Raw genomic sequence first — 24,402 nt, forward strand, 5'->3', positions numbered from 1 at the left:
AATTTACTCTTTTGGCTCTTTTGGAGGTGCTACTCTTTCTCTGAACTGCTTCCCAGCCGAGAAAGCCGGAACTCTAGTAGCAGGAATTTCCATTTTTTCGTTGGTTTTGGGGTTGCGTCCTTCACGGGCTTTGCGTTCCCGTGATTCAAAAGAACCAAAGCCCACCAATGTTACTTTATCACCGGAAGAAACCGCTTCAACAATGGTTTCTATGGCAGCGCTCAAAACTTGGTCAGCCTGTTTCTTGGTAACGTTAGCCTTTTCAGCCACTGCATCAACTAATTCGCCCTTGTTCATGTCAAACTCCTAAAGTTTTATCAGAGATTATTTAAAGATGCACTATCAAAGCATCTCTACGTAAATCTCTGTTCGTAGAAATACAAAAATCGTTCCTTGAGAGCATTTACACTCAAAATCGCCGTAAATCTCATTGACTCGACTTTTCAAAGAATCATTCTAAGGTGTTGTAGCCCTAAGTGGATAGATGAAACTATTAATTTATATAGATTTCAGGGTTTTTTTATCTTTTCCGCCTCTTTTCTGTATTCAAAAGATCCTATTTTTAGAAATAAATACTTAGTGGACTCTTGTCGGTGGTCTGTTGTCAGTTTTTCTTTGTTCCATTAGTTCGGGTTTCCTGGGTCATGTCCTTTTTTCTAGCTTTCAGGACTCTACGCAGTCGGTCAGCACTCAAGTAAACTTGTCGGTCAGATGCTAGTTTTTTAGCTAGTTGTTTGGAGTTATAAGTCTGAGACCCTTCAAATAGACAGTTTTCTAGATATTCTAAATCATCTTCTGAATAACGGGGTTTTCCCCCTCGACCTGGAGCATCCCATAATCCTGTTAAACCCATTTTTTGCCAACGATGTAAGGTTTGACGGACTGTAGAAATTGCCCAGTTTAAACCTTGAGCAATTTCCTCATTTTTTAACCCCCGATCATTCAATAGTAAAACTTGAGCACGATCTTTAGTGCGTTGAGGAGCGTCCTTGGCTTTTCTCAACTCTTCTAGTGTTAATTTTTCTTCATTAGTTAAAAAAATTCTTAGTCGACATCCCATAAACCTTTGACTCTGATGAATGTATTTGGTATACTAATATCTGTTTACGACTGTATACTGGCAATTAAAGTATATAACGCCTTATGTGATTTGGAGTAGCAAAAAAGAAGGGTAAACTTCAAAATAAAGGTAATGACACCGGAGTTTGAGGTATTCCCATGAATATGATAGACGGTTCGAGCCTGTTAATAACAATTTTTATGTTAGTAGATGATTGGTATCAGCAATAAGGCTATTTTTATGTAACTTTATTGTCAGATTCCCTACCAAAATTCACAGATAGTCAAATGTTACTTTATTAGTAGCAAAGGTTTATTAAACAGCCTCCAAGAGCGGGTTGTAAGTGTATTTAATGAGGTACAAAATACCGGATGTAATTTGAAACGTCTACCCCGACGTAAAACTCAGAAATTGTGTAGAATTGCTAGGTGTAACGATGAACCTAGATAATGGATTTTAATCTCCAAGCGCCCTTTGTCCCGACCGGTGATCAACCACAAGCGATCGCTCAACTTTCTGCTAGTATTCAAAAAGGAAATCATTATCAAACATTACTGGGTGCGACAGGAACCGGTAAAACATTTTCTATAGCCGCAGTTATTGCTAAAGTCAATAAACCTACTCTAGTATTAGCACATAATAAAACATTAGCAGCCCAGTTATGTAATGAACTGCGGGAGTTTTTTCCTGATAATGCAGTTGAGTATTTTGTCAGTTATTACGATTACTATCAACCCGAAGCATATCTACCTGTTACTGATACTTATATAGAAAAAACATCAGCAATTAATGAAGAAATAGATATGTTACGACATTCCGCTACCCGTTCTTTATTTGAACGCAAAGATGTAATTGTTGTGGCTTCAATTAGTTGTATTTATGGTTTAGGAATGCCGGCAGAATATTTAAAAGCTGCCATTAGGTTACAATTGGGAATGGAAATTGATCCGCGTCAAGTTTTACGAGATTTAACAGCAGTTCAATATACTCGCAATGATATCGAAATGGGGAGGGGAAAATTTCGAGTTCGGGGTGATGTTTTAGAAATTTCTCCTGCTTATGAAGATAGAATTATTAGAGTGGAATTTTTTGGTGATGAAATTGATGCAATTAGATATGTAGATCCTGTTAGTGGTGAAATTCTCCACAGTTTAGAAGCAGTAAATATCTACCCAGCACGTCATTTTGTCACCCCGAAAGAAAGAGTAGAAATAGCTTGTGAAGATATAGCTACAGAATTAAAACAGCAACAATTAATATTAGAAGAAACTGGGAAATTAGTGGAAGCCCAACGCATTGACCAACGTACCCGTTATGATTTGGAAATGTTACGAGAAGTGGGATATTGTAACGGCGTAGAAAATTATTCTCGTCATTTAGCTGGAAGACAAGCAGGAGAACCACCGGAATGTTTAATTGATTATTTTCCCAAAGATTGGTTATTAGTAATAGATGAATCTCATGTTACTGTTCCCCAAATTCGCGGAATGTATAATGGAGACCAAGCGAGAAAAAAAGTATTAATAGATCATGGTTTTCGGCTTCCTAGTGCGGCGGATAATCGTCCCTTAAAAGCCGAAGAATTTTGGCAAAAAGTCAATCAATGTATTTTCGTTTCTGCGACTCCAGGAAATTGGGAATTAGAAATTTCGGAAGAGAATATTATTGAACAAGTAATTAGACCGACGGGAGTAATTGACCCCGAAATATTTGTGCGTCCCACGGAAGGACAAATTGATGATTTATTAGGAGAAATAAAAGACCGCGTTGACCGTCAAGAAAGAACTTTAATTACTACATTAACTAAACGTATGGCGGAAGATTTAACGGAATATTTGGAAGAAAGGGGAATTAAAATCAGATATTTGCATTCAGAAATTAATTCTATTCAACGCATAGAAATTCTACAGGATTTGCGAAATGGTGTTTTTGATGTTTTAGTGGGTGTAAACTTATTACGAGAGGGTTTAGATTTACCAGAAGTTTCTTTAGTTGCAATTATGGACGCAGATAAGGAGGGTTTTTTGAGAACTGAACGTTCCTTAATTCAAACTATCGGACGCGCAGCCCGTCACATTAAAGGAAAAGCTATTTTATATGCTGATAAATTAACAGGTAGTATGATTAAAGCCATTGATGAAACTGATAGAAGAAGAGGCATCCAAACGGCTTATAATAAACTACATGGAATTACACCGCAGCAGATTATTAAAAAACAGAGTAATTCGATTTTATCATTTTTAGATGCTTCCAGACGATTAAATACTACTGATTTAAAATTTGTTGATGAACATTTAGATGAATTATCGTTGGAAGATATTCCAGAGTTAATTATCTTATTAGAAAAACAGATGAAAGAAGCAGCGAAAAAGATGGAATTTGAAGAAGCTGGAAAATTACGCGATCGCATTAAGCATTTACGAGATAAAATGTTAGGTAGATAAACTAAATTTACAATTAGCGCACTACTAACTTCTTTTGAATAGCAGCATCTTGAATTACATAGTTGTTGCTAGTAAAAACCTGAATACCGGGAACAACACTATAATCCATATCATCAGTAATAATCTTAACTGTTCCTGCTCCTGCTATGCTAATAGCTTCGAGCACCAGCAAATCATAACCATCAATCCCAAAACCAAATGTTAGTATCTACAAAGAAAATATTGAATACTGAATAGTACCATATTCAGGATAGTGCTGACCGCAGCTATAAACACCTATTTTAGATTGACTGTAATCAAAAGCATTAGAATATATTTCTACGTTTTTTTCTGTTCACACACTTGTATGGTATTTGTGATTTGTGTAAATATTTTTTTAACGAACCACAGAGGCGCAGAGGACGCAGAGGAGGAGAGGTGGAGGGGATGTTTTCTGGTAACGAGGAAGCACCAATATTACAACGCGAATCTTTTTTCATATATAAACACAAAAATCCCCATTTATCTTTTGATTGATTTTTTTAGAGTCACAGTCATAGCAAAAAAGAGGAAGTTTTTACTTCTTTCTAAGCAAGTATTAAGGGGGTGTAAAGAAGACAAAAAACAACCCCCAAAAAATAAAGGTAAATATTCAGAGTACTAAATAGACAGCACTTCTAGCTAGATCAAGAGTAAAGATCTTATTATCGTAGAAACTGAATGGACCACGATATGCTGTTTCTAAATTATTTATACCATCATAAACAGTCGTTAAAGCAACATCTCGTCCACCCAAGAAAGGTAAAGGTAAAGGTATAATCCCAGTACCTAATAGCTTCTGTGTTTGCTCTGAATTTAAGTCATACAAAAATGTCTTTTCCTGTAAGTCAGAAATTACGATTGTAGCCATGATCTTATTTCCTCGTCAAATAGTGAAGAGTTCTGCTAAGTTTGACAAAATCGCCCTTGAATCTGAACAATTAACGGTTTACCCAAGCATTAACTGTTCGAGCATAATCTATAGTATTGAATTTATTATCATGAAAATTACCTGCTCCTTCATAAGTTTTGGATATGGTATTGACTCCATCATAAATTGTGGTTATATAAACACCTGGATTCAAGCCTAAGTTGGGATAAAGTCCCCAAAATGTCCCTCCTAATATAATACTTAGTTCTTTCGGCTCTAAGTTATCAATATAAGTTCCTAAAACCATAGGATACAAATCATAAATTACTATGTGATTCATTGTATTATCCTCTGAATCTTGAATTAAGTTAACTATTACATTTTTACATTATTTGTATCTTGATAATCCAAAAGTTGCATATCAAAGTCTTTTTTTTTAGACATAAATTTATGTTTTTTGTCTTTGATAATGTAACAATTATAAATGATTTGTAAAAAAAATAGCTATACATAAATATCTTCCGAAAGTCAAAAATGATCAAGAAGAAATTTCATAAATTCTCCTAAACGATATTTTTGCTGTTTGTAATCTTCGCTAATTAATTGAGCTTGATGTATTCCAGTTCGTTAGTAATCAATTCTCTCTCTGTAAGTAGCAGGGTACAGTACCATGAATTATGCGAAGTTTAATACTTGAAACATGGATCACCTGCATCTTTAGCTGCTATTATGATATTAAATATCTTTTTGGGTGATTTTACTCATTGTTAATGCACCCAAAAATCTGCTTTGATATTCTCAATGTTCATTAATATATAAAAAATGCTGGCTAGAATTTGGAGTGCATCTATTGTCGGAATTGACGCTGTAAAAGTGGGAGTAGAAGTTGATATTTCCGGTGGTTTACCGGGAATTGTAATTTTAGGCTTACCAGATTCTGCAATTCAAGAATCTAAAGAAAGGGTAAAAGCAACTTTAAAAAATGCGGGTTTTGCCTTTCCCCTCCGGAAAATTGTCATTAATCTCACTCCCGCAGATTTACGCAAGGAAGGACCTGCTTTTGATTTACCAATTAGTGTGGGAATTTTAACGGCTTCTGAACAAGTTAATGCGGATTTATTGGGAGATTTTTTATTTTTAGGTGAAGTTTCTTTAGATGGTAGTTTGCGTCCAGTTGCTGGTGTTTTACCTATTGCAGCAACTGCTAAAAAAATGGGAATTACGGGTTTAGTTGTTCCTGTTGATAATGCCCAAGAAGCTGCTGTAGTTGAAGGTTTAGCAGTTTATGGTTGTAAAGATATTGCTGATGTAGTGGACTTATTAAATAATCCTCAAAAATACCAACCTGTCCGCTTAAATCAAACCATTGAAACTTCCCAGACAACATCTTTAAATTTAGCAGATTTACAAGATGTTAAGGGACAAGCTCACGCGAGAAGGGCTTTAGAAATTGCGGCTGCGGGGGGACATAATTTAATTTTTGTTGGACCACCAGGAAGCGGAAAAACAATGTTAGCAAGACGGTTATCTGGGATTTTACCACCTTTAAGTTTTTCTGAATCTTTGGAAGTAACACGGATTTATTCTGTAGCAGGACTGTTAAAAAATCGCGGTTCTTTGGTGCGCGAACGACCTTTTCGCAGTCCCCACCATTCGGCCTCTGGTCCATCTTTAGTTGGTGGTGGTACTTTTCCCCGTCCTGGGGAAATTTCTTTATCTCACAGAGGTGTACTTTTTCTTGATGAATTAACGGAATTTAAAAGAGATGTTTTAGAGTTTTTACGTCAACCTTTGGAAGATGGTTTTGTGACAATTTCTCGCACTAAACAATCTGTGACTTTTCCGGCACAATTTACTTTGGTAGCCAGTACAAATCCCTGTCCTTGTGGTTACTATGGTGATACAATTCAAGCTTGTACTTGTTCACCTCGACAACGGGAACAATATTGGGCAAAATTGTCTGGACCATTAATGGATAGAATTGATTTACAAGTCGCGGTAAATAGGTTGAAACCAGAGGAAATTACCCAACAACCAACGGGAGAACCATCAAAATCTGTAGCAGAACGAGTGGAAAAAGCCAGAGAAAGTTCTTTAATTCGGTTTCAGGGAGAAGGAAATTTACAATGTAATGCTCAAATGCAAAGTCGTCATTTACAAAAATGGTGTAAATTAGATGATCCTAGTCGGAATCTATTAGAAGCAGCAATTAGGAAATTAGGATTATCAGCAAGAGCAAGCGATCGCATTCTTAAAGTAGCACGAACTATAGCCGATTTAGCAGGAGATGAAAATCTCAAACCCCACCATGTAGCTGAAGCAATTCAATATCGGACAATTGATAGAATGCAATAATGTAAAAATGTTCTATATTTCTACATTATTCCTATCTAATTTATAGGCAAATTATCAGGATCAATATTAAATAATGTTGATTCTAACCAAATTCTACTGATGAATCGGATTAACTGGAATATATATGAGATAATGTTACAGAGATTTGAAAATATTTCTCATAGATACAGCAATTCGTGAATTACCCCTACAAATATGTACAAATAATCTGATGTTCTACTACCTGTCGAAAGCACCTCGAAACAAAAAGAGACAACCGGATTTATCCCCTTAATTTCCGCTAAAATCAACATTGGGGAATTATTAAACAGGAGAAATCAAGCGTGCCTACACTCGGTGTAAATATTGATCATATCGCTACTATTCGTCAAGCTCGACGCACAGTAGAACCAAATCCCATTGCAGCAGCATTACTAGCAGAATTAGCAGGTGCAGATGGCATTACCGCCCATTTGCGTGAAGATAGAAGACATATTCAAGATAGAGACGTGCGACTATTGCGGCAAACCGTCAGAACCCATTTAAACTTAGAAATGGCTGCCACTGAGGAAATGTTAGCCATAGCTCTAGATATTAAACCTGATTATGTCACCTTAGTACCGGAAAAGCGGGAAGAAGTGACCACAGAAGGTGGTTTAGATATTGTCGGACAAACTGCTAGAATAGGAGCAATAGTTGATAAACTGCAAAATGTCGGCATTCCCGTAAGTTTGTTCATTGATGCCGATTTACCACAAATTGAGGCATCTGTCAAGGTAAAAGCCAAATTTATTGAACTGCATACAGGACAATATGCAGAAGCCAAAGACGAAACAACTCGTCAGCGGGAACTAGCTTTATTAAACCAAGGCTGTGAACAAGCCATTAAAGCGGGTTTAAGGGTGAATGCTGGTCATGGACTCACGTACTGGAACGTTTACCCCATAGCTGCAATTCCAGGCATGGAAGAACTCAATATCGGTCATACTATCATTAGTCGAGCCGCTTTAGTAGGGATAGAAAGAGCAGTTCGAGAAATGAAAGCAGCAATGGGAGGTAATTGGTAATTGGGTAAAATTCTTATCTTTTACTGGAGGGTATTAGCTGCGAAATCCTGTAAATTAAATTAAAGTCAAACTTGAAACTTTTATGACTCCTACACAGTCAAATGACTTACCCCTATGGGTACAGGATAGAGCTAAAGTAATTGCAGCCAGTACAGACGCTCAATGGCGCTATCAAAAGCCACCTGACTATACCCGTTCTCAGCAAAATCTAGATAAAGAGAGTATTCACCATCATTTAGAAGGTACACTAGAGGCAATTGTCGAAAACCTAGTTAGAACCTTTGAAATGGAAGTATCATGGAAAACCAACCCCCAACAGTGGTTATCAGTCGTTAATGATAAATTCCGGGTGAGTAGCAATGGAGGACAAGAATATACCGCTGCTGAATTAGGCGCGAAAGGTACTTATAATTTATTTATGGCTGATTCTGAACATTATAAAGCTTCAGAAGAAAGTTTTGAGTCATCCCATGATATCTTTCATAGTACCTTTCCCCAAGGATTTCCCTGGGAAGTATTAGCGGTTTATTCAAGTCCACCCCATGTTACATTCAAATGGCGACATTGGGGACATTTTCAGGGTGAATATAAAGATTATGCACCAACGGGGGAAACAGTGGAAATGATCGGTATGAGTGTTGCCCATGTTACCGATGATTTAAAAATTGTTTCCTTAGAACACTATTTTGATAATGCCCTGTTCTTGGAAAAGTTGACAGCAGGTGGCAAAATAGAAAATAGTGAAAATAAAGGTAGTGGTTGTCCTTTTGCTTCTTGGTTTCAGGGGTTAAAGAAAAGTTAATTGTTCCGAGTACAGCGCCAATACTGTACCATAATCAAATTCCCGATTTCTTTTTTTTCATGATGTCAATAAATAAATTATGAATTAATACAGAAGTCGGGGATATTACCACCCTAGCATAAAATTATAGATTAATCAGCAAACACAGAAAATGGAAAAATATTATTACGTTTTGGCCAGTCAACACTTTCTTATGGAAGAAGAACCAATAGAAGAAGTTCTCAAGGAACGGACTCGTAACTATCATGAACAAGAAAAAGAAATTGATTTTTGGTTAGTCAAGCAACCCGCTTTTTTAGAAGCACCAGAAATGAAAGATATTAAAAATAAATGTCCACAACCAGCAGCAGCAATTATTTCTACTAATGCTCAATTTATTACCTGGCTAAGATTACGGTTAGAGTATGTCATTACTGGAGAATTTTCAGCCCCTTCTAATATTATACCTAATCCATTAGCATCTCTTAGCAAGGTTTCTTAATAGGGAACAGGGAATAGGGAATAGGGAATAGGGAATAGGGAATAGGGAATAACAACTGACAACTGACCGCTGACAACTAACTAGATAATATATCAGAATTTCACTTTTTCTCCAATTATCAATTTATGCACAAATTACAAACTTTATCAAGTGTTTTATTATTGACAGTTACCCCTTTAATTAGCAATATTAATCCTGTTATTGCTCAACAAAATCTTACTAATTGTCAACCACCAAATATAGGGGAATATCTATTATTAATAGTAAGTCCCACAACTGAAAATCAAAAGCAACTGCGTAGTGCATTACCTACTGAATTTAAACCTGTTATTTGCAAATATAACAACCAGATAGTGACGCGAACTGGTGGGTTTAAAAATGTTGATGATGCCAGTCGCTGGGGAAGGTATATTCAAAATATAGTTGGGTTATCTCCTATTATTACCACTCGTGCGACAGAACAACCCCCACAACCAACATCAAACGGAGACAATTCAAAAATCAGCTATAATCCGAAAATATTAGGGGAAGGTTATGCAATTCTCATAGATTATTTTAATCGTCCAGAAATGGTTAGTCGTCTGCAAAAGGCTGTGGGAGGTAATGTAGGTTTTGTATCCTATGGACAACGCCCTTATTTACTAGCAGTTTATACTAATAATCAACAGCAAGCGTATAATACATTACAAAAACTCAGCAACAGTGGATTTGTAGCCGTTTTAGCAGACGGTCGGAAAGTGGTTTTGCTGCGCTCAATTGTGCGTTGATAGTTGTCAGTTGTCAGTTGTCAGTTGTTTTTTAATCAGTGACCGAAACTAGATACCTGGATTTCTCTTAAAGAATGAGAATATGACAGTCAATTGTTTTTTCTCACTTGTGAGAAATCTGGGGTGCTAATATTACAACAAAGAAAGTTGTGTATCCGCTTGATTAACCACATAAGCAACTCGCTTTTCTATTTTTGTTTTTATTACTTTACCTTCATTTATAGCTCTTGTTAACCAATCATCCATTTGTACTTTTCTCACTTGTAGAGAGTCCGCAAGTGATTTTGCATCCTTTGGTTGCTGTAAATGACTGAGAATTACAGGTAAAACAACATTATAAATATCTTTAGGAATAGTGGTTAAACTTTGTGAAATAGTATTATCATTATATTCTGGCTGTGTTGTAATTACTTCTTTTTTTATACTTTCAAAATCACCTATAGTTTTTACTAACATTTCCTGCAAATTACCATTATCAAATTCTAAAGGAAACTGTTTTGCACCTCGATTGTATAATTCTTGATTTCCTGCTGCAATTGGATATATCATGTTGACAAATACAGGAATTTCTTTGATTTTAGATAATGCTTCTACAGCACCATTCCAAGTCCCACCTTTTTCTAAATCAGACTTAACAACTAAAGCATAATCGGCTAAACTATAAATATATTTATTCCTTCCCATTGCATTACCTGTATTAAATCCAGCATCAGGATCATAACTGGAAATTAAAGTTAATCTACCTTCTCTAATACCAGAGCGATATTTACTATTTACTGCTGCTTTAGTTAAGCTATCAGCTAATACACCAACACAAGTTCCTCTATTATTTAAAATACCTAACATTGATTCTTGATCTATACCCCTTGCACCTCCAGAAATAACTTGTATATTTTGTTGAGAACAAGTTTTTGCTACTCTTTGTGTGTATTGAATCATCTCCTCATCTACATCACGAGAACCTACAATTGCTAATCCTCCTAAAGATAATAATTCTACATTTCCCACCCCATAAATAATAGCTGGTGCTGAATGTTTTAATATTTGTTTGAAACGTTGAGGATATTTAGGGTCACTACGTCCTAATATCCATAAACCTTGACTTGTCCATTTTTCTACTGCCAAACTTAACATTAAACCACGTTCTAATAAAGCTATAAGCCTATCAGGGTTAAGTTTATTAATGGTTATTTTTTGTATTTTTTCTATGGCTGTTGTTTCCAGTAAATCTCCTGGACGCATTTGATTTTCTAGCAACCATTCTGTTAACAAGTTATATTCACTTAGAGTTAGAGGTAACGGTTCAGTTTGGCGATTTTGACCAAAACTAGCGCACAATAGCAAAATTGCTTGAGTATCTGGTGGTAGAATATGATTTGACAAAGTATTAAACATAATTTTCTAATCCTCTTGACCCAATGAATTAAGAGCTAATGCTAGAGGATAAACTAATCCACTTCCAGTATTACGCAAAAGTGCAGCAATTACAGTAAAAGTCCAACGGGAATCTACCATATCATCAATTAAGAATACATTACCTCTCATTCCTTGCCAAGATTCAATTAAAAAAGCTCCATCTAAATTATGAGCTTGTTGATAACTATTGCTCATATTTTTTTGTAACTGAGTGTGTCGAATTTTGCGGACAACTGGTTTAAATGGTAATCCTAATTTATCTGCTAGTCTTTTGGCAAAGTTAGGTACAAGTTCTGGACGATTTAAAGAAGGAACACAAGTAACCCAAGTGGGAAAGGGTTGAGGTTTCCAATTTTGAATCATCTCAAAGGTAGCTTGTACAAGTTCATCATCAAAATGATTATCTCTATATTTTCCTTTTTTAACTAATTCTCCCCAACCTGCATCACCCCATAAAGATAATGCTCTTCCTGTTTCTGCTCTTAAATTAGTTCTGATGTTTCCCGAAAATTTATAAGTTAATAATGCTTGTGGTGGCCATTGTTTACGTGGTTCGAGAATTTGATTACTACGACGTAAAAATAGATTTGCTTGATTTAGTCGTGCATTGGTAAAACTTTCTGGTAATAAGCGTGTACCTACACAAACTGTACATCTACCACATTTTTGTGGATTTGGATCATCTAATTCTGTTGCTAAAAAAGCCATTAAACATTGTGGACTTTTCATATATTCTAACATTCGCTCTTGTTCCCGTCTGCGAATTTGTGTTAGCTCTTCAATTTTTTCCCTGTTATATTGATAATTTATAGCTGTGACATACCATTTTGAACCTTGTTTACTTACTGGTGCAGGAGATTCCAGAGATAGAATTTTTAAAACTTTATCAATTTGTCCTCTGGAAAGATTGAGTTGTTGTTCTAATTGAGGAAGAGAAAAACCATCAACAGCTTTTTCTAGTTCATTTAAAACTTGTTGCGTATGAATTTCTGGAGGAAATGCTGTATTAATAAAGTAATTATTAATTTGATCATCTTCATCACCACTCAAGAGAATACCATAAGCTGTTTCTACTGCTCTACCGGCTCTACCTACTTGCTGATAATAGTGAACAACAGAACCAGGTCTTTGATAATGAATAACAAAACCTAAATCTGGTTTATCAAAACCCATTCCTAAAGCTGTGGTAGCGACTAATGCTTTAATTTCATTATTCAGTAATTCGTCTTCTAATGCTATACGAACTTGAGTATCTAACTCGCCAAAATAGGCTTTTGCATTAATACCTTGAGTGTTTAACCAATCAGCAACTCTTTGAGCATCTCTAACAGTTAATGCGTAAATAATACCACTTCCAGGTAACTGAGGGAGGTGCTGTGCTAACCAAGCTAACCTTGTAGTTTGACTAGGAAGATAAATGTTTTGTAAGCGCAAACTTTTTCTAGTTAAATCACCTCTAGAAATACGCAATTTCTGCCCCAATTGAGCTTTGATATCATCAAATACTCGGTTGTTAGCTGTAGCTGTTGTGGCCAAAACAGGAATATTGGGAGGTAGTCCCTGTAAAACTCTAACAATTCGGCGATAATCAGGACGAAAATCATGTCCCCAATCAGAAATACAATGGGCTTCATCAACTACAAATAACCCGATTTTTTGAGATAATGGTAAAAGAATATTATTATAAAAATCTTCATTAGCTAATCTTTCTGGGGAAATTAATAAAACATCTACTTGATTTGTTAATAACTTTGTGTTGATAAGACTCCATTCATCAGTATTACTGGAGTTTATTGTTTCTGCTCTTATCCCTATACGTTTGGCCGCTGCAATCTGATTTCGCATTAATGCTAAAAGAGGAGAAATTAACAGAGTACAACCAGCACCTTGATCTCTTAATAAGCGAGTTGCTAAAAAGTAAACTAGACTTTTTCCCCAGCCTGTGCGTTGAACAACCAGTAACCGCGATTTGTTCAGTAGTAATTCTTCTATAGCTTCCCATTGTGCATCACGAAAATCAGCGCTTGGGTTATTCAAAGCCTGACGCAGAAGGACTAATGCTTTTTCTCTGAGTATGGTTGTCATATATGCTGAGTATCTACTTGACATACTATTGTATCACAAAGCATAACCAACACCATTTGTAATAGGTTGATCATCTGGGAAATCCGGGGAATTACCAATGACTAATAGGCTGCCCTAGCTAACCAAGAAATAGTTACACCCAGAACTGAACCAGCAATAACTTGAACTGGTGTATGTCCCAATAACTCCTTGAGACGGTCTTGAAAAAAGTCCGGTTTTTCATGAAATAATTCATCAATCATTTGATTAAGTATCCGGGCTTGCTTACCAGCAGCTTGACGGACACCAGCAGCATCATACATAACAATAATAGCAAAAACCGCAGCTAGAGCAAATTCTGGAGATGCCCAACCTAAAGTTTGTCCTACACCGTCTGCTAGGGCTGTCACTAGGGCTGAATGAGCGCTAGGCATACCCCCGGTCGTGACGAGGACACGCACATCTAATTTTTGGTGTTTGACTAACTCAACGATCAGCTTTAATCCTTGAGCCACAAAACAAGCTACAAGCGCGACCAACAGCACCCGGTTGTTAATAATTTCGCCTACGCCTATGTCCTGCATGGTATTTTGGTGAGGTTAGTAAGTGTGAGTAGTGGTTGTGTGGAGGAAAAACGAGTGTACAAGCCGCCAAAATCCAAAATTGGGCAAATCCAAAATAGAGGTTAGTGATTGCGGCTGGTGATAAAATGAGCGAGAGCTTGAAGAGGAATGGCCTTTTCCCCATAAAATTCTAATTCGGCACAAGCCTCAGCAACTAGTTGTTGAGCTTTAGCGCGAGATTCTTCAATTCCCCACAAACTAGGATAGGTGACTTTTTTAGCTGCCAGATCCTTACCAGCGGTTTTACCTAACTGTTCTTGGGTAGCAGTGATATCTAGGATATCATCAATGATTTGGAAAGCGAGACCAATATTTTGAGAATAACGGGTTAATTTTTGCACATCTTGAGCAGATGCACCAGCAATAATTCCTCCACAAACTACCGAAGCTTCTAACAAGGCTGCGGTTTTATGATTATGAATAAAATTCAGAGTTTCTAGGGAAATATCTGATTTACCTTCCGATTCTAAATCTACCACTTGGCCACCGACTAAACCAGCAGCGCCCAAGGCCTTAGCTAGACGAATAATTACTTGTAGAACCCTATCCTTAGGTACATTTTCGGGAGTTTGGGCGGCTACATACTCAAAAGCTAAAGCCAATAAACCATCACCTGCCAAAATAGCTACATCTTCGCCATAGACTTTATGATTTGTCAGTTTACCACGACGATAATCATCATTATCCATAGCGGGTAAATCATCATGAATCAGTGACATGGTATGGATCATTTCTACGGCGCAAGCTGTGGCCATGGCCATTTCTATTGTGCCACCAATCATGTCAGCAGTGGCGAGACAGAGAATAGGGCGAACTCGTTTACCTCCAGCTAAGAGAGAGTAGCGCATGGCTTCATAAATCTTTTCTGGATAAACGACGGTAATGGAATTATCCAAAGCCTGTTCACAAAGCTGTTGTCGTTTTTTGAGATAGGTAGCGAGGTTAAAACTAGCCGACTCTGATTCTTTTGGGGTTATTAATCTTTCATCCGTTGCTACCATGCTTTGTATTCCTCTTAACTGTTGAGAATATGGGGCTGTTGTTTGCGATTCTGTATAACAATTTTACGGGGGTTTGGGGCGGAAAGACTCACCGAATTTTAGATTTTAAATTTCGGCTTAAAGATTCAAAGTTTCAAATCTCAAGGAGTTTGAAGCCCCCAAATTCATTCGGGACATAAATCTAAAATCCAGAATCCAAAATTTTTAATCCTCCCGCATTCATAAAAATTATTTCTCAATTGCCTGTTGTTTGTAAATAGCTAGAAACAGTATTTTGCAGTAACATAGCCACCGTCATTGGACCGATACCACCGGGAACAGGGGTAATATATTCTACTACATTAGCGATCGCTTCAAACTGAATATCACCAACTAACCGACTTTTGCCATTGTTATCTGTAACTCGATTTATCCCTACATCTACCACAACCGCGCCCGGTTTTACCATATCGGCGCTAATCATTCCTGGAATACCTGTAGCAGCAATCAAGATATCAGCATCTTGAGTAATAGTTGGTAAATCCTGAGATTTTGAATGAGCAATGGTGACTGTAGCATTAGCCTCTAATAACATCAAGGCCATGGGTTTACCTACTAAAATACTACGTCCTACGACCACTGCTTTTTTACCCTGTAAAGGAATTTTATATTCTGCTAACAACCGCATGACACCAGCAGGGGTACAACTACGTAGACCTGTTTCACCCCGCACCAGTCGCCCTAAATTTACAGGGTGGAGTCCATCAGCGTCTTTATCCGGTATAATTCGATGGAGTAGACTGACGGCCTCTAAATGATTAGGTAAGGGTAATTGTACCAAAATCCCATCTACCCTTTCATCTTCGTTGAGTTCAGCAATGACTTCCTCCAATTCAGTTTGACTGATTTGGGTGGGGAAGTGTTTACCAAAAGAGGTAATTCCCACTTTAACACAGGATTTTTCTTTATTACGGACATAAGCGGCTGAAGCTGGGTTATCCCCAACCATTAATACTGCTAAACCAGGTGGTCGACCAATTTTACCTTGTAATTCGGTGATTGTTTGACTAAGTTCTGTTTGAATTTTATCGGCTAATGCCTTACCATCTAGTATTTTGGCAGTTTGTATATTCATAAAGAGGGGAACAGGGAACAAGGAAGAGTTTTTGATTATTCATTTTCTCATTTTCCCAGCCCCCTAAAATTAAATTTTTGCAGTAAAATACTAACTTGCTTTGTTCACCAATTTCCAGAATAATCAATATTAGGTTATGTGAATATAAGCACAAATCGCATACCCCAACTACTTATCTATCGTGCAAGATACCGACTCCATGAATGACATTGCTGCTGCACTCCAACAACCAGCAGATTTAGACTTTGAACTACCAGATCCAGAAGATGAAGAAATTCTTGAGTCTGATTTTTTACAACAACTTGATGTAGCATGGCAGGTATGTGATCGTTTTGACTTGCAAACAGAAATTTGGCGAGGCCGGATTTTACGTTCTATCCGTGACAGAGAAAAAAAAGGCGGAGATGGACGCGGTACTGGTTTTCTGAAATGGCTTAAAGAACGCGAAATCAGTAAAACCCAGGCCTACAGTTGGATTCAATTGGCTAATAGTGCTGATACCCTGATTTCTGACGGCAAACTAGACCCAGACACAGTTAATAACTTTAGTAAACGGGCTTTTGTCGAAACCGCCAAAGCTGTACCAGAAGTACAACAGATGGTTAGTGAAGCTGCACAAAAAGGCGATCGCATTACCCGCAGAGAAGTCCGTCAACTCAGCGACGAATGGACGGCCATGTCTTCCGATTTATTACCGGAAGAAGTCAGGGAAAAAGCCGCAGATAACAGCCTACCACCGCGCTATATCGCCCCTCTAGTCAAGGAAATGGAAAAACTGCCCGAATTGCACCAAAAGGCATTACAAAGGGATATAGCCGCCAATCCTGACGTTGATACTGTTAAACAAGCGACTTCAGAAGCCCGACAATTAGCTAAATATCTCAAATCTGCTGCTCAGGTACAAGCCTTAATAGCGGAAGATGTAGATATTGAAACCGCATTAGAAGAAGCACAAAGGGTCGGTTGTTTAAGTATCGCGGCTGACTTAGTAAATCAAGCGTCTCAAATTGAACAAACTATTGCCAAATTGTATATGACTTGGAAAAAAATTGGCAATTTAGCGGATAGATTATATGTAGATACTGGTGCAAGTACACCCAATTTGCGATCGCTCCTCACTTGTATAGAACCTCTCGGTGGTGAAATCATGGAATTACAACTAAGTGGCGCGATAGAACATACAATTAGACTACAAATTCAAGAAGCGAGTTAAACTAGCGGTTAGAAACTTAGTGTACACAGTCAAAATCATTAACTTTTCTTTTCATTCTGATTAAGCGAACTTAGTTAGGGTGACAAAGCCATATTATATTTGCCGATGCTATGATTTTAAGATGCTAATTCTTCCATTTTTTTCGCCAATTCCAAATCTAAATTACTGATAGCATTACCTATATCGTGGGTAATAAGATTCACTCGGACGGTGTTGTAAACATTAAACCATTCCGGGTGATGTCCCATTTTGTCTGCGTGAACACCAACGCTAACCATCCAACCTAAGGCAGTTGCAAAAGAGTTAAATTTATATTCTTTGTACAATTTGCCATCTTTGATTTGCCATCCTGGTAGACTGTTAAGGCCTAGTGTTAGTTCAGTTTCGCTCAATTTTTGTGCTATCATTTTCCTAACCTACACAGAGATTTATTAATAACTATTATATCTAATTTAATATCTAATCTCTCATCCACGTCCCCAAATTATTGTATAGTCTGAAGAGATACTACTTAACAATTTTTGAGTTATAATTTAATCTTTCATCGTCAAGAGAAAATCCTGAGCAGAAGGAGGTGGGGCTGTTCGATAAATAACTATAGGTGACAGGAAATAAAGAATCATCTACAATTTATATTGTATCAAAACTGTAATTAGTAAATTTTGTAATTAGTAAATTTCTAATTCGCTCAAGGGCGGATTTATCCGCGTTTATTTGCGTTTAATTCCTAATTTCCGTACCGACGGTGAGATGGGAAAGACTATAAAATCTGAATTAATTTAAACTGCGATCACTACTAGGGTACAATTAACAAAGGCCAGTAAAAACCTTCTTTCCATAGTGATCGACAATTGGCTAAAGTCCAATTACTTGGGAAAATCGCTGCTTTTGTTACCTAACCCTCCAAAAGGTCAGGAAAACAATAAATACACCTGTTAGCACCACTAACAGGCTCAAAAAATTGGCATTTTTGAGATTCCAATTTAGCTTGGACATTGGTTATGACTTCATGTATTTGTTTTTCTGGTACTAGAACATCAGTAAAAACTAATCTAAATCACTATAGTTCCTTGTTAAGTTAAATTAAATCACAGTGATAATTATCCCCAATTTTATCAGGTAAGTTCGGTTTTTGTATCAAATAGGATGAATGGAGTGATAGGGAATATGCAGCAGATAGTAGATGAAGTTAAAAAAATTGACTTTCAAAGTGAAGTATATAAAGATGCCTATAGCCGCATCAATGCCATTGTCATTGAAGGGGAACAAGAAGCCCACGAAAATTACATCACATTATCTCAATTATTACCGGCACAAGCAGAGGAATTAATTCGCCTGTCAAAAATGGAAAGTCGCCACAAAAAGGGATTTGAAGCCTGTGGAAAGAATTTAAAAGTAACTCCAGATCTGGAATTTGCCAAGGAGTTTTTCTCAGGATTGCACAAAAACTTCCAAACCGCAGCAGCAGAAGGTAAAATAGTTACTTGTTTGCTAATTCAATCTTTAATTATTGAATGTTTTGCGATCGCAGCCTATAACATATATATTCCCGTGGCTGACGACTTTGCCAAGAAAATTACAGAAGGAGTTGTCAAAGAAGAATACAGTCATCTTAACTTTGGTGAGGTGTGGCTGCAAAAAAACTTTACAGAATCCAAGGCTGAATTAGAGCAAGCAAACCGTCAAAATCTGCCCATTGTCTGGAAAATGCTGAATGAAGTAACAGATGATGCCAAAGTTCTAGCCATGGAAAAAGACGCTCTAGTAGAAGACTTTATGATTCAATACGGTGAAGCATTAAGTAACATTGGCTTCACGACCCGTGACATCATGCGTCTTTCTGCTTACGGACTTGCAACCGCGTAAATATTAATTATGGGGGTGACAATTTTGTTACCCTCCGACAAGATCAGTAAATATGTGGTATAATTTACGGCTACACTGATCCTGCGTACAATTGATAATTAGCGGTTTTTCCCAAATCCAGAATCTTAAATCCCAAGTTGGTATTGCTTAATCATTACACAGCTTTGCACAACAGCACACGCCTAATATATCACTCCATGTTTGGTTTAATTGGACATCTGACTAGTTTAGAACACGCTCAATCCGTAGCTCAAGAATTGGGATATCCAGAATATGCCGATCAAGGGCTAGACTTTTGGTGTAGCGCTCCACCGCAGATAGTTGATCATATCACTGTCACCAGTATTACCGGACAGATAATAGAGGGAAAGTATGTAGAATCTTGCTTTTTGCCGGAAATGCTGGCTAATCGGCGAATTAAAGCCGCAACCCGCAAAATCCTCAACGCTATGGCTCATGCACAAAAGCATGGTATTGATATTACAGCTTTGGGGGGATTTTCCTCAATTATATTTGAGAACTTTAATTTAGAACAGTTTAAACAGGTCCGTAATATTAATCTAGAGTTTGAACGATTCACCACAGGTAATACCCATACAGCTTACATTATTTGCAAGCAAGTAGAAGCAGCATCTAAACAACTAGGAATTGAATTATCTAAAGCGACGGTGGCTGTGTGTGGAGCGACGGGGGATATTGGTAGCGCAGTAACCCGCTGGCTAGATAAAAAAACAGATGTCCAAGAATTGCTATTAATTGCCAGAAATCAAGAAAGGTTGCAAGAACTACAAGCAGAACTAGGACGGGGTAAAATAATGGGATTGGAGGAAGCATTACCCCAAGCGGATATAGTAGTATGGGTGGCTAGTATGCCCAAGGGGGTAGAAATTGACCCAACAACATTAAAGCAACCCTGTCTTTTGATTGATGGTGGTTATCCTAAAAACTTAGGGACAAAAATTCAACATCCGGGGGTATATGTGTTAAATGGTGGCATTGTGGAGCATTCCCTAGATATTGACTGGAAAATTATGAAAATTGTCAATATGGATGTACCAGGCCGCCAATTATTTGCTTGTTTTGCTGAATCAATGCTACTGGAATTTGAGAAGTTATATACAAACTTTTCTTGGGGGCGTAATCAGATTACCGTAGATAAAATGGAGCAAATTGGTCGAGTGTCTATCAAACACGGTTTTAGACCATTGCTAGTTTAGTCATTGGTCATTGGTCATTGGTCATTGGTCATTGGTCATTGGTCATTGGTCATTGGTCATTGGTCATTGGTCATTGGTCATTGGTCATTGGTCATTGGTCATTGGTCATTGGTCAGTAGGAAAGAGAATACAACTGACAACCAACAACTGACAATCAACAACTGACAACCAACAACTGACAACTAAAATAATTATGGCAACCACTGAGCGCAAACCCTTACTATTAGATTTTGAAAAGCCCTTAGCAGAATTAGCGAACCGAATTGACCAAATTCGCCAACTAGCTGAAGAGAATGGTGTTGATGTTTCTGGACAAATTCGCCAACTAGAAGCAAGGGCTATGCAGTTGCGGGAGGAGATATTTAGTAGTCTGACACCATCTCAAAGATTGCAGGTAGCCCGTCATCCTCGCCGTCCTAGCACCTTAGATTATATCCAGTCTATCAGTGATGAGTGGATGGAGTTGCATGGCGATCGCTGTGGCGGAGATGATCCCGCTTTAGTGGGTGGTGTGGGTCGGATAGCTGGACAACCTGTGATGATGTTAGGACATCAAAAAGGCCGGGATACCAAAGATAACGTCGCTCGTAACTTTGGTATGGCTGCTCCTGGTGGCTACCGTAAGGCTCTACGCCTCATGGAACACGCCAATAAGTTTAGTATGCCAATTTTGACCTTTATTGATACTCCTGGGGCTTGGGCGGGCATAGAAGCCGAACACCAGGGACAAGGAGAAGCGATCGCCTATAATCTGCGGGAAATGTTCTGCTTTGATGTACCAATTATTTGTACAGTTATTGGTGAAGGTGGATCTGGTGGGGCTTTAGGTATTGGTGTAGGCGATCGCTTAATGATGTTTGAACACTCAGTTTATACCGTAGCTACCCCGGAAGCCTGTGCGGCAATTTTGTGGAAAGATGCTAGTAAATCGCCCCAAGCTGCCGTAGCTTTGAAAATCATTTCCCATGATCTGAAAAATTTGGGAATAATTGATCAAATTCTCCCTGAACCCTTGGGTGGTGCCCATTCTGACCCCTTAACAGCAGCTACCAATTTGAAACAAGCTTTGTTAGAAAACTTAGACGAACTGAACCGTATGACCCCAGCGGAACGTCGTCAACTCCGTTATGATAAATTCCGTAATATTGGCGTTTTCACAGAACTTGCTCACTAAAAATACTTCAGACAAGCCCATAAAATTAGAGTAATGCTATAATTGCCTGTGGCTGCTTAAAGATTATTAATCATCTTCTCAGCTACGGGCATTTGTATTTACTTAATTTTATGAGCATCCGTTGGCTGACAGGATTGCCAAAAACTGAAAAATATCATGAATTTTGAGAAAAAAAGACGAGCCTTGATCACCGGGGCCAGTACTGGAATTGGAAAAGCAACAGCTTTAGCCTTTGCAAAGGCCGGTATAGATGTAGCCTTAGTCAGTCGTTCCCAGGATAAATTAGAATCTGTAGCTAAAGCTGCACAGGAGTTAGGGGTAGAAGCTGAAGCTTTCTGTATGGATTTGGCAGAAGTTAGCCAAGTGAAATCCAAAATTCAAGGGATATCTGATGAATTTGGCAATATAGATATTCTCATCAATAATGCTGGTATTGCATATACAGGCAATCTGAGTGAAACGCCCTTAGAAGACTGGCAAGAAGTAATTAATTTAAACCTTACCAGCGTTTTTCAGTGCATGATGGGAATTTTGCCGGGAATGCGTCAACAAGGAGAAGGTACAATTATTAACATTGCTTCTATAGCGGCTAAACAGGCTTTTCCTGGTTGGGGTGCTTACTGTGTTAGTAAAGCGGGACTTGTTTCCCTATCCCAAACTCTTGCACAAGAAGAACGTGCTAACGGTATTCGTGTGATTGCTATTTGCCCAGGTTCTGTTAATACTGAAATTTGGGATACCCCCAAAGTCCATGCTAACTTTGATCGTTCCCGAATGTTAACTCCAGAAATTGTGGCTGCAACAATTCTGCACGCTGTCTTATTACCACAAGACGCAGTAATTCAAGAATTAACCATTATGTCCAATGCTGGTGTTCTCTAATTAGTGATTTTGTTATTTATCTCAATGGATAATTAATTAACACTGACTGACAACTGACTGATAACTAACAACTGACAATACTAACATTCAATCATGACTATCGCTGGTTCAAACGTTTCTAACAACCCTCAATCACCTTTAATTACCAACTTAGCAGAAGCTATCAATGTCCGACCAGACCGCAATACCCATGATGGTAGAGAACCAATAATAAATCCACCATCTGAGGAAACAATGAATGAGATGATGGCAGCGGTGCGAACAATGATCATAGGAGTAGGAGAAGATCCAGAACGAGAAGGACTCCTAAAAACACCCAAACGAGTAGCTAAGGCGATGAAATTCCTTACTAGTGGCTACAATGAATCTCTAGAAGACCTCATCAATGGTGCGATTTTTGATGAAGGACATGATGAAATGGTGCTAGTTAGAGATATTAACTTCTTTAGTTTGTGTGAACATCATATGCTGCCATTTATGGGTAGGGCTCACGTTGCTTATATTCCCAATCAAAAAGTGGTAGGATTAAGTAAACTGGCGCGAATTGTCGAAATGTATTCTCGTAGATTGCAAGTCCAAGAAAGACTGACTCGACAAATTGCTGAAGCACTGCAAACCGTTCTTGAACCGAGAGGGGTTGCTGTCGTCATGGAAGCCAGTCATATGTGCATGGTCATGCGTGGAGTTCAAAAACCTGGTTCTTGGACAGTTACTAGTTCAATGGTAGGCATATTCCAAGAAGAACACAAAACCCGTGAAGAATTTTTCAACTTGATTCGTCACCAAGCGTCATTTTATTAATTGGGAATTTCCTAGAAGGCAGGTGGGAAGAACAGGTAATTTGATTTTCCCCAATTATCTATTATCTAGTATCTAGTTTTTGAAATAATAGGGCTACTTTGTGTAGGTCTTTGTTACCTGGTGAGTGTTCGACACCGCTGGATAGGTCAATGCCACTCGGTTTAATGTGACTAAGTGCAGTTAAAATATTATCTGCTGTGAGTCCTCCGGCTAAAAACCAAGGAAGACTAGGGCTAAATTCCTGATTTAACTTATGCCAATTTAAGGTTTGCCCTGTTCCTCCTAGCTGTTGGGGATGATAGGCATCAAGTAGTAGGGTATCTACATAATCAGTGTAATTGGTGGTGGTTTGTAGATGCTCTAAACTGCGGACTCGGATAGCTTTGATAATTTCTACTTGGGGTAGGGATTGACGTAATTGCTGGCAAAATTCTGGTGTTTCCTCTCCATGTAATTGGATACCAGTTAAACCGGATTTTGTGACTATTTGACTAATTTCTGCAATGGTAGTATTAGCAAAAACGCCGATTTTATCAATATTTTGGGAAAGTGGCGCTATCGCCGCCTGAATTTGAGCTATGGTAACGTAGCGAGGGGAGCTAGGAACACAGATAAATCCTAGCGCCGTTGCACCCAGGGAAGCTATAGCTAGAGATTGCTGTGGTTGAGTAATACCGCAAATTTTAACCCGCATTTCTATCTGAAAAGTTACAAATAATCACAAAAGTATCTTAATTCAAATTAAAAACTTTTGCTTTGTCCTGGGTAATTTTATAATCCGTTAGGACTATATTCATTTTTTCGTTCAGGAGAACACACTTTGATGTCATCAATCTTATTAGCCGCAGCGTCCGTTCCTGTTACACCAGTGTGGAGTCCTACAGTCGGCATCATTATCAGCGCCAGCAGCGTAGTTGTACTTTTATTCACTTTTGCACTAAAATCTGCTAAGGTCGGACCAGGGATGCCTATATTACCTGTAAGTGTGCCAGGATTCATTGGGGCAATGGCTTTTGGTCATGTAATTGGTATTGGTATTGTCTTAGGACTAACTAACATTGGTCGTTTGTAAGTTGGATTAATCTTTTTGTCAGCAGCGATAGGTGATAGGCTGTACCGCATTTAGTTTGTATAATTCTAGCGGGCAAGATGCCCGCATCACAAAGTTTAAGTAAATTGTGGTTATC

General features: G+C 38.0%; 25 protein-coding genes and 1 pseudogene. 14 read left to right on the forward strand and 12 right to left on the reverse strand.

The genetic code is table 11. From position 1 onward, the window contains the following. Positions 1-3 precede the first annotated feature (3 nt). A complete protein-coding gene (locus H6G44_RS05265; RefSeq protein WP_190386274.1) occupies positions 4-297 on the reverse strand; it encodes an HU family DNA-binding protein in 294 nt (97 codons plus the stop codon). Positions 298-604: 307 nt separating this feature from the next. Next, a complete protein-coding gene (locus H6G44_RS05270) occupies positions 605-1,060 on the reverse strand; it encodes a helix-turn-helix domain-containing protein (RefSeq protein WP_190386273.1) in 456 nt (151 codons plus the stop codon). A gap of 164 nt (positions 1,061-1,224) precedes the next feature. On the opposite strand from H6G44_RS05270, the pseudogene H6G44_RS20800 reads away from it, so the two are divergent. Together H6G44_RS20800 and uvrB are read left to right on the forward strand one after the other, a co-directional pair. After that, a pseudogene (locus H6G44_RS20800) lies at positions 1,225-1,353 on the forward strand (IS982 family transposase); the annotation flags it as partial. Between the two features lie 153 nt (positions 1,354-1,506). Beyond that, positions 1,507-3,504, forward strand: a complete 1,998-nt coding sequence (gene uvrB, locus H6G44_RS05275) for an excinuclease ABC subunit UvrB (protein WP_311138782.1) — start codon at positions 1,507-1,509, stop codon at positions 3,502-3,504. A 13-nt stretch (positions 3,505-3,517) separates the two neighbouring features. Here the strand turns inward: uvrB and H6G44_RS05280 are convergent, their stop codons facing one another. The 3 genes from H6G44_RS05280 to H6G44_RS05290 form a co-directional block, all read right to left on the reverse strand. Beyond that, positions 3,518-3,670 carry a hypothetical protein gene (locus tag H6G44_RS05280; protein ID WP_190588818.1) on the reverse strand — a complete coding sequence of 51 codons (153 nt, stop codon included), beginning with the start codon at positions 3,668-3,670 and terminating at the stop codon, positions 3,518-3,520. A gap of 465 nt (positions 3,671-4,135) precedes the next feature. Then, positions 4,136-4,393 carry a hypothetical protein gene (locus H6G44_RS05285; protein WP_190386270.1) on the reverse strand — a complete coding sequence of 86 codons (258 nt, stop codon included), beginning with the start codon at positions 4,391-4,393 and terminating at the stop codon, positions 4,136-4,138. A 70-nt stretch (positions 4,394-4,463) separates the two neighbouring features. After that, positions 4,464-4,733: a hypothetical protein gene (locus tag H6G44_RS05290; protein ID WP_190386269.1), complete on the reverse strand. Its 270-nt coding sequence runs from the start codon at positions 4,731-4,733 to the stop codon at positions 4,464-4,466. A gap of 482 nt (positions 4,734-5,215) precedes the next feature. On the opposite strand from H6G44_RS05290, the gene H6G44_RS05295 reads away from it, so the two are divergent. The 5 genes from H6G44_RS05295 to H6G44_RS05315 all read left to right on the forward strand — a co-directional run bounded on the left by H6G44_RS05295 (position 5,216) and on the right by H6G44_RS05315 (position 9,844). Further along, positions 5,216-6,748, forward strand: coding sequence for a YifB family Mg chelatase-like AAA ATPase (locus H6G44_RS05295; RefSeq protein WP_190386268.1), 1,533 nt, complete (start codon positions 5,216-5,218; stop codon positions 6,746-6,748). Between the two features lie 323 nt (positions 6,749-7,071). Further along, positions 7,072-7,794: a pyridoxine 5'-phosphate synthase gene (locus H6G44_RS05300; RefSeq protein WP_190386267.1), complete on the forward strand. Its 723-nt coding sequence runs from the start codon at positions 7,072-7,074 to the stop codon at positions 7,792-7,794. An 82-nt stretch (positions 7,795-7,876) separates the two neighbouring features. Then, positions 7,877-8,596 carry an ester cyclase gene (locus tag H6G44_RS05305; RefSeq protein ID WP_190595359.1) on the forward strand — a complete coding sequence of 240 codons (720 nt, stop codon included), beginning with the start codon at positions 7,877-7,879 and terminating at the stop codon, positions 8,594-8,596. Positions 8,597-8,747: 151 nt separating this feature from the next. Then, positions 8,748-9,077 (forward strand): MgPME-cyclase complex family protein, encoded by a 330-nt coding sequence (locus H6G44_RS05310; protein ID WP_190386265.1) that lies wholly within the window; start codon positions 8,748-8,750, stop codon positions 9,075-9,077. A gap of 125 nt (positions 9,078-9,202) precedes the next feature. Beyond that, a complete protein-coding gene (locus H6G44_RS05315; RefSeq protein ID WP_190386264.1) occupies positions 9,203-9,844 on the forward strand; it encodes a hypothetical protein in 642 nt (213 codons plus the stop codon). Between the two features lie 132 nt (positions 9,845-9,976). Here H6G44_RS05315 and H6G44_RS05320 read toward each other — a convergent pair whose 3' ends face one another. The 5 genes from H6G44_RS05320 to folD form a co-directional block, all read right to left on the reverse strand. Continuing rightward, positions 9,977-11,239 carry a DNA-processing protein DprA gene (locus H6G44_RS05320; protein WP_242031699.1) on the reverse strand — a complete coding sequence of 421 codons (1,263 nt, stop codon included), beginning with the start codon at positions 11,237-11,239 and terminating at the stop codon, positions 9,977-9,979. Positions 11,240-11,245: 6 nt separating this feature from the next. Further along, complete coding sequence (locus tag H6G44_RS05325; RefSeq protein ID WP_190386263.1) at positions 11,246-13,345, reverse strand: RecQ family ATP-dependent DNA helicase; 2,100 nt, start codon at positions 13,343-13,345, stop codon at positions 11,246-11,248. Between the two features lie 101 nt (positions 13,346-13,446). Continuing rightward, a complete protein-coding gene (locus H6G44_RS05330; protein WP_190386262.1) occupies positions 13,447-13,908 on the reverse strand; it encodes a divergent PAP2 family protein in 462 nt (153 codons plus the stop codon). Positions 13,909-14,009: 101 nt separating this feature from the next. Next, positions 14,010-14,948 carry a geranylgeranyl diphosphate synthase CrtE gene (gene crtE, locus H6G44_RS05335; protein ID WP_190386261.1) on the reverse strand — a complete coding sequence of 313 codons (939 nt, stop codon included), beginning with the start codon at positions 14,946-14,948 and terminating at the stop codon, positions 14,010-14,012. A gap of 235 nt (positions 14,949-15,183) precedes the next feature. After that, entirely contained in the window at positions 15,184-16,062 is an 879-nt protein-coding gene (folD, locus tag H6G44_RS05340; protein WP_190386260.1) for a bifunctional methylenetetrahydrofolate dehydrogenase/methenyltetrahydrofolate cyclohydrolase FolD, read from the reverse strand. Positions 16,063-16,243: 181 nt separating this feature from the next. On the opposite strand from folD, the gene H6G44_RS05345 reads away from it, so the two are divergent. Continuing rightward, positions 16,244-17,275 (forward strand): hypothetical protein, encoded by a 1,032-nt coding sequence (locus H6G44_RS05345; protein WP_190386259.1) that lies wholly within the window; start codon positions 16,244-16,246, stop codon positions 17,273-17,275. Between the two features lie 116 nt (positions 17,276-17,391). On the opposite strand, the gene H6G44_RS05350 is transcribed toward H6G44_RS05345, so the two are convergent. Continuing rightward, positions 17,392-17,682 carry a 4a-hydroxytetrahydrobiopterin dehydratase gene (locus H6G44_RS05350; RefSeq protein ID WP_190386258.1) on the reverse strand — a complete coding sequence of 97 codons (291 nt, stop codon included), beginning with the start codon at positions 17,680-17,682 and terminating at the stop codon, positions 17,392-17,394. A gap of 760 nt (positions 17,683-18,442) precedes the next feature. On the opposite strand from H6G44_RS05350, the gene H6G44_RS05355 reads away from it, so the two are divergent. The 5 genes from H6G44_RS05355 to folE all read left to right on the forward strand — a co-directional run bounded on the left by H6G44_RS05355 (position 18,443) and on the right by folE (position 23,215). Continuing rightward, a complete protein-coding gene (locus H6G44_RS05355) occupies positions 18,443-19,141 on the forward strand; it encodes an aldehyde oxygenase (deformylating) (protein ID WP_190386257.1) in 699 nt (232 codons plus the stop codon). 197 nt (positions 19,142-19,338) lie between these two features. Further along, positions 19,339-20,358: a long-chain acyl-[acyl-carrier-protein] reductase gene (locus H6G44_RS05360; RefSeq protein WP_190386256.1), complete on the forward strand. Its 1,020-nt coding sequence runs from the start codon at positions 19,339-19,341 to the stop codon at positions 20,356-20,358. A gap of 193 nt (positions 20,359-20,551) precedes the next feature. After that, on the forward strand, positions 20,552-21,532 hold the full coding sequence (locus H6G44_RS05365; RefSeq protein WP_190387024.1) for an acetyl-CoA carboxylase carboxyltransferase subunit alpha: 981 nt from the start codon (positions 20,552-20,554) through the stop codon (positions 21,530-21,532). 156 nt (positions 21,533-21,688) lie between these two features. Next, positions 21,689-22,414 carry an SDR family oxidoreductase gene (locus H6G44_RS05370; protein WP_190387025.1) on the forward strand — a complete coding sequence of 242 codons (726 nt, stop codon included), beginning with the start codon at positions 21,689-21,691 and terminating at the stop codon, positions 22,412-22,414. A gap of 93 nt (positions 22,415-22,507) precedes the next feature. Then, positions 22,508-23,215, forward strand: coding sequence for a GTP cyclohydrolase I FolE (folE, locus tag H6G44_RS05375; RefSeq protein WP_190387026.1), 708 nt, complete (start codon positions 22,508-22,510; stop codon positions 23,213-23,215). A gap of 61 nt (positions 23,216-23,276) precedes the next feature. Here the strand turns inward: folE and H6G44_RS05380 are convergent, their stop codons facing one another. Further along, positions 23,277-23,909: a phosphoribosylanthranilate isomerase gene (locus tag H6G44_RS05380; protein ID WP_190387027.1), complete on the reverse strand. Its 633-nt coding sequence runs from the start codon at positions 23,907-23,909 to the stop codon at positions 23,277-23,279. Between the two features lie 126 nt (positions 23,910-24,035). On the opposite strand from H6G44_RS05380, the gene psaK reads away from it, so the two are divergent. Continuing rightward, complete coding sequence (psaK, locus tag H6G44_RS05385; RefSeq protein ID WP_190387028.1) at positions 24,036-24,287, forward strand: photosystem I reaction center subunit PsaK; 252 nt, start codon at positions 24,036-24,038, stop codon at positions 24,285-24,287. Positions 24,288-24,402: the final 115 nt, after the last annotated feature.

It is taken from the genome of Aphanizomenon flos-aquae FACHB-1287, from assembly GCF_014698755.1.
In the GTDB taxonomy this organism is placed as follows: domain Bacteria; phylum Cyanobacteriota; class Cyanobacteriia; order Cyanobacteriales; family Nostocaceae; genus Dolichospermum; species Dolichospermum flosaquae.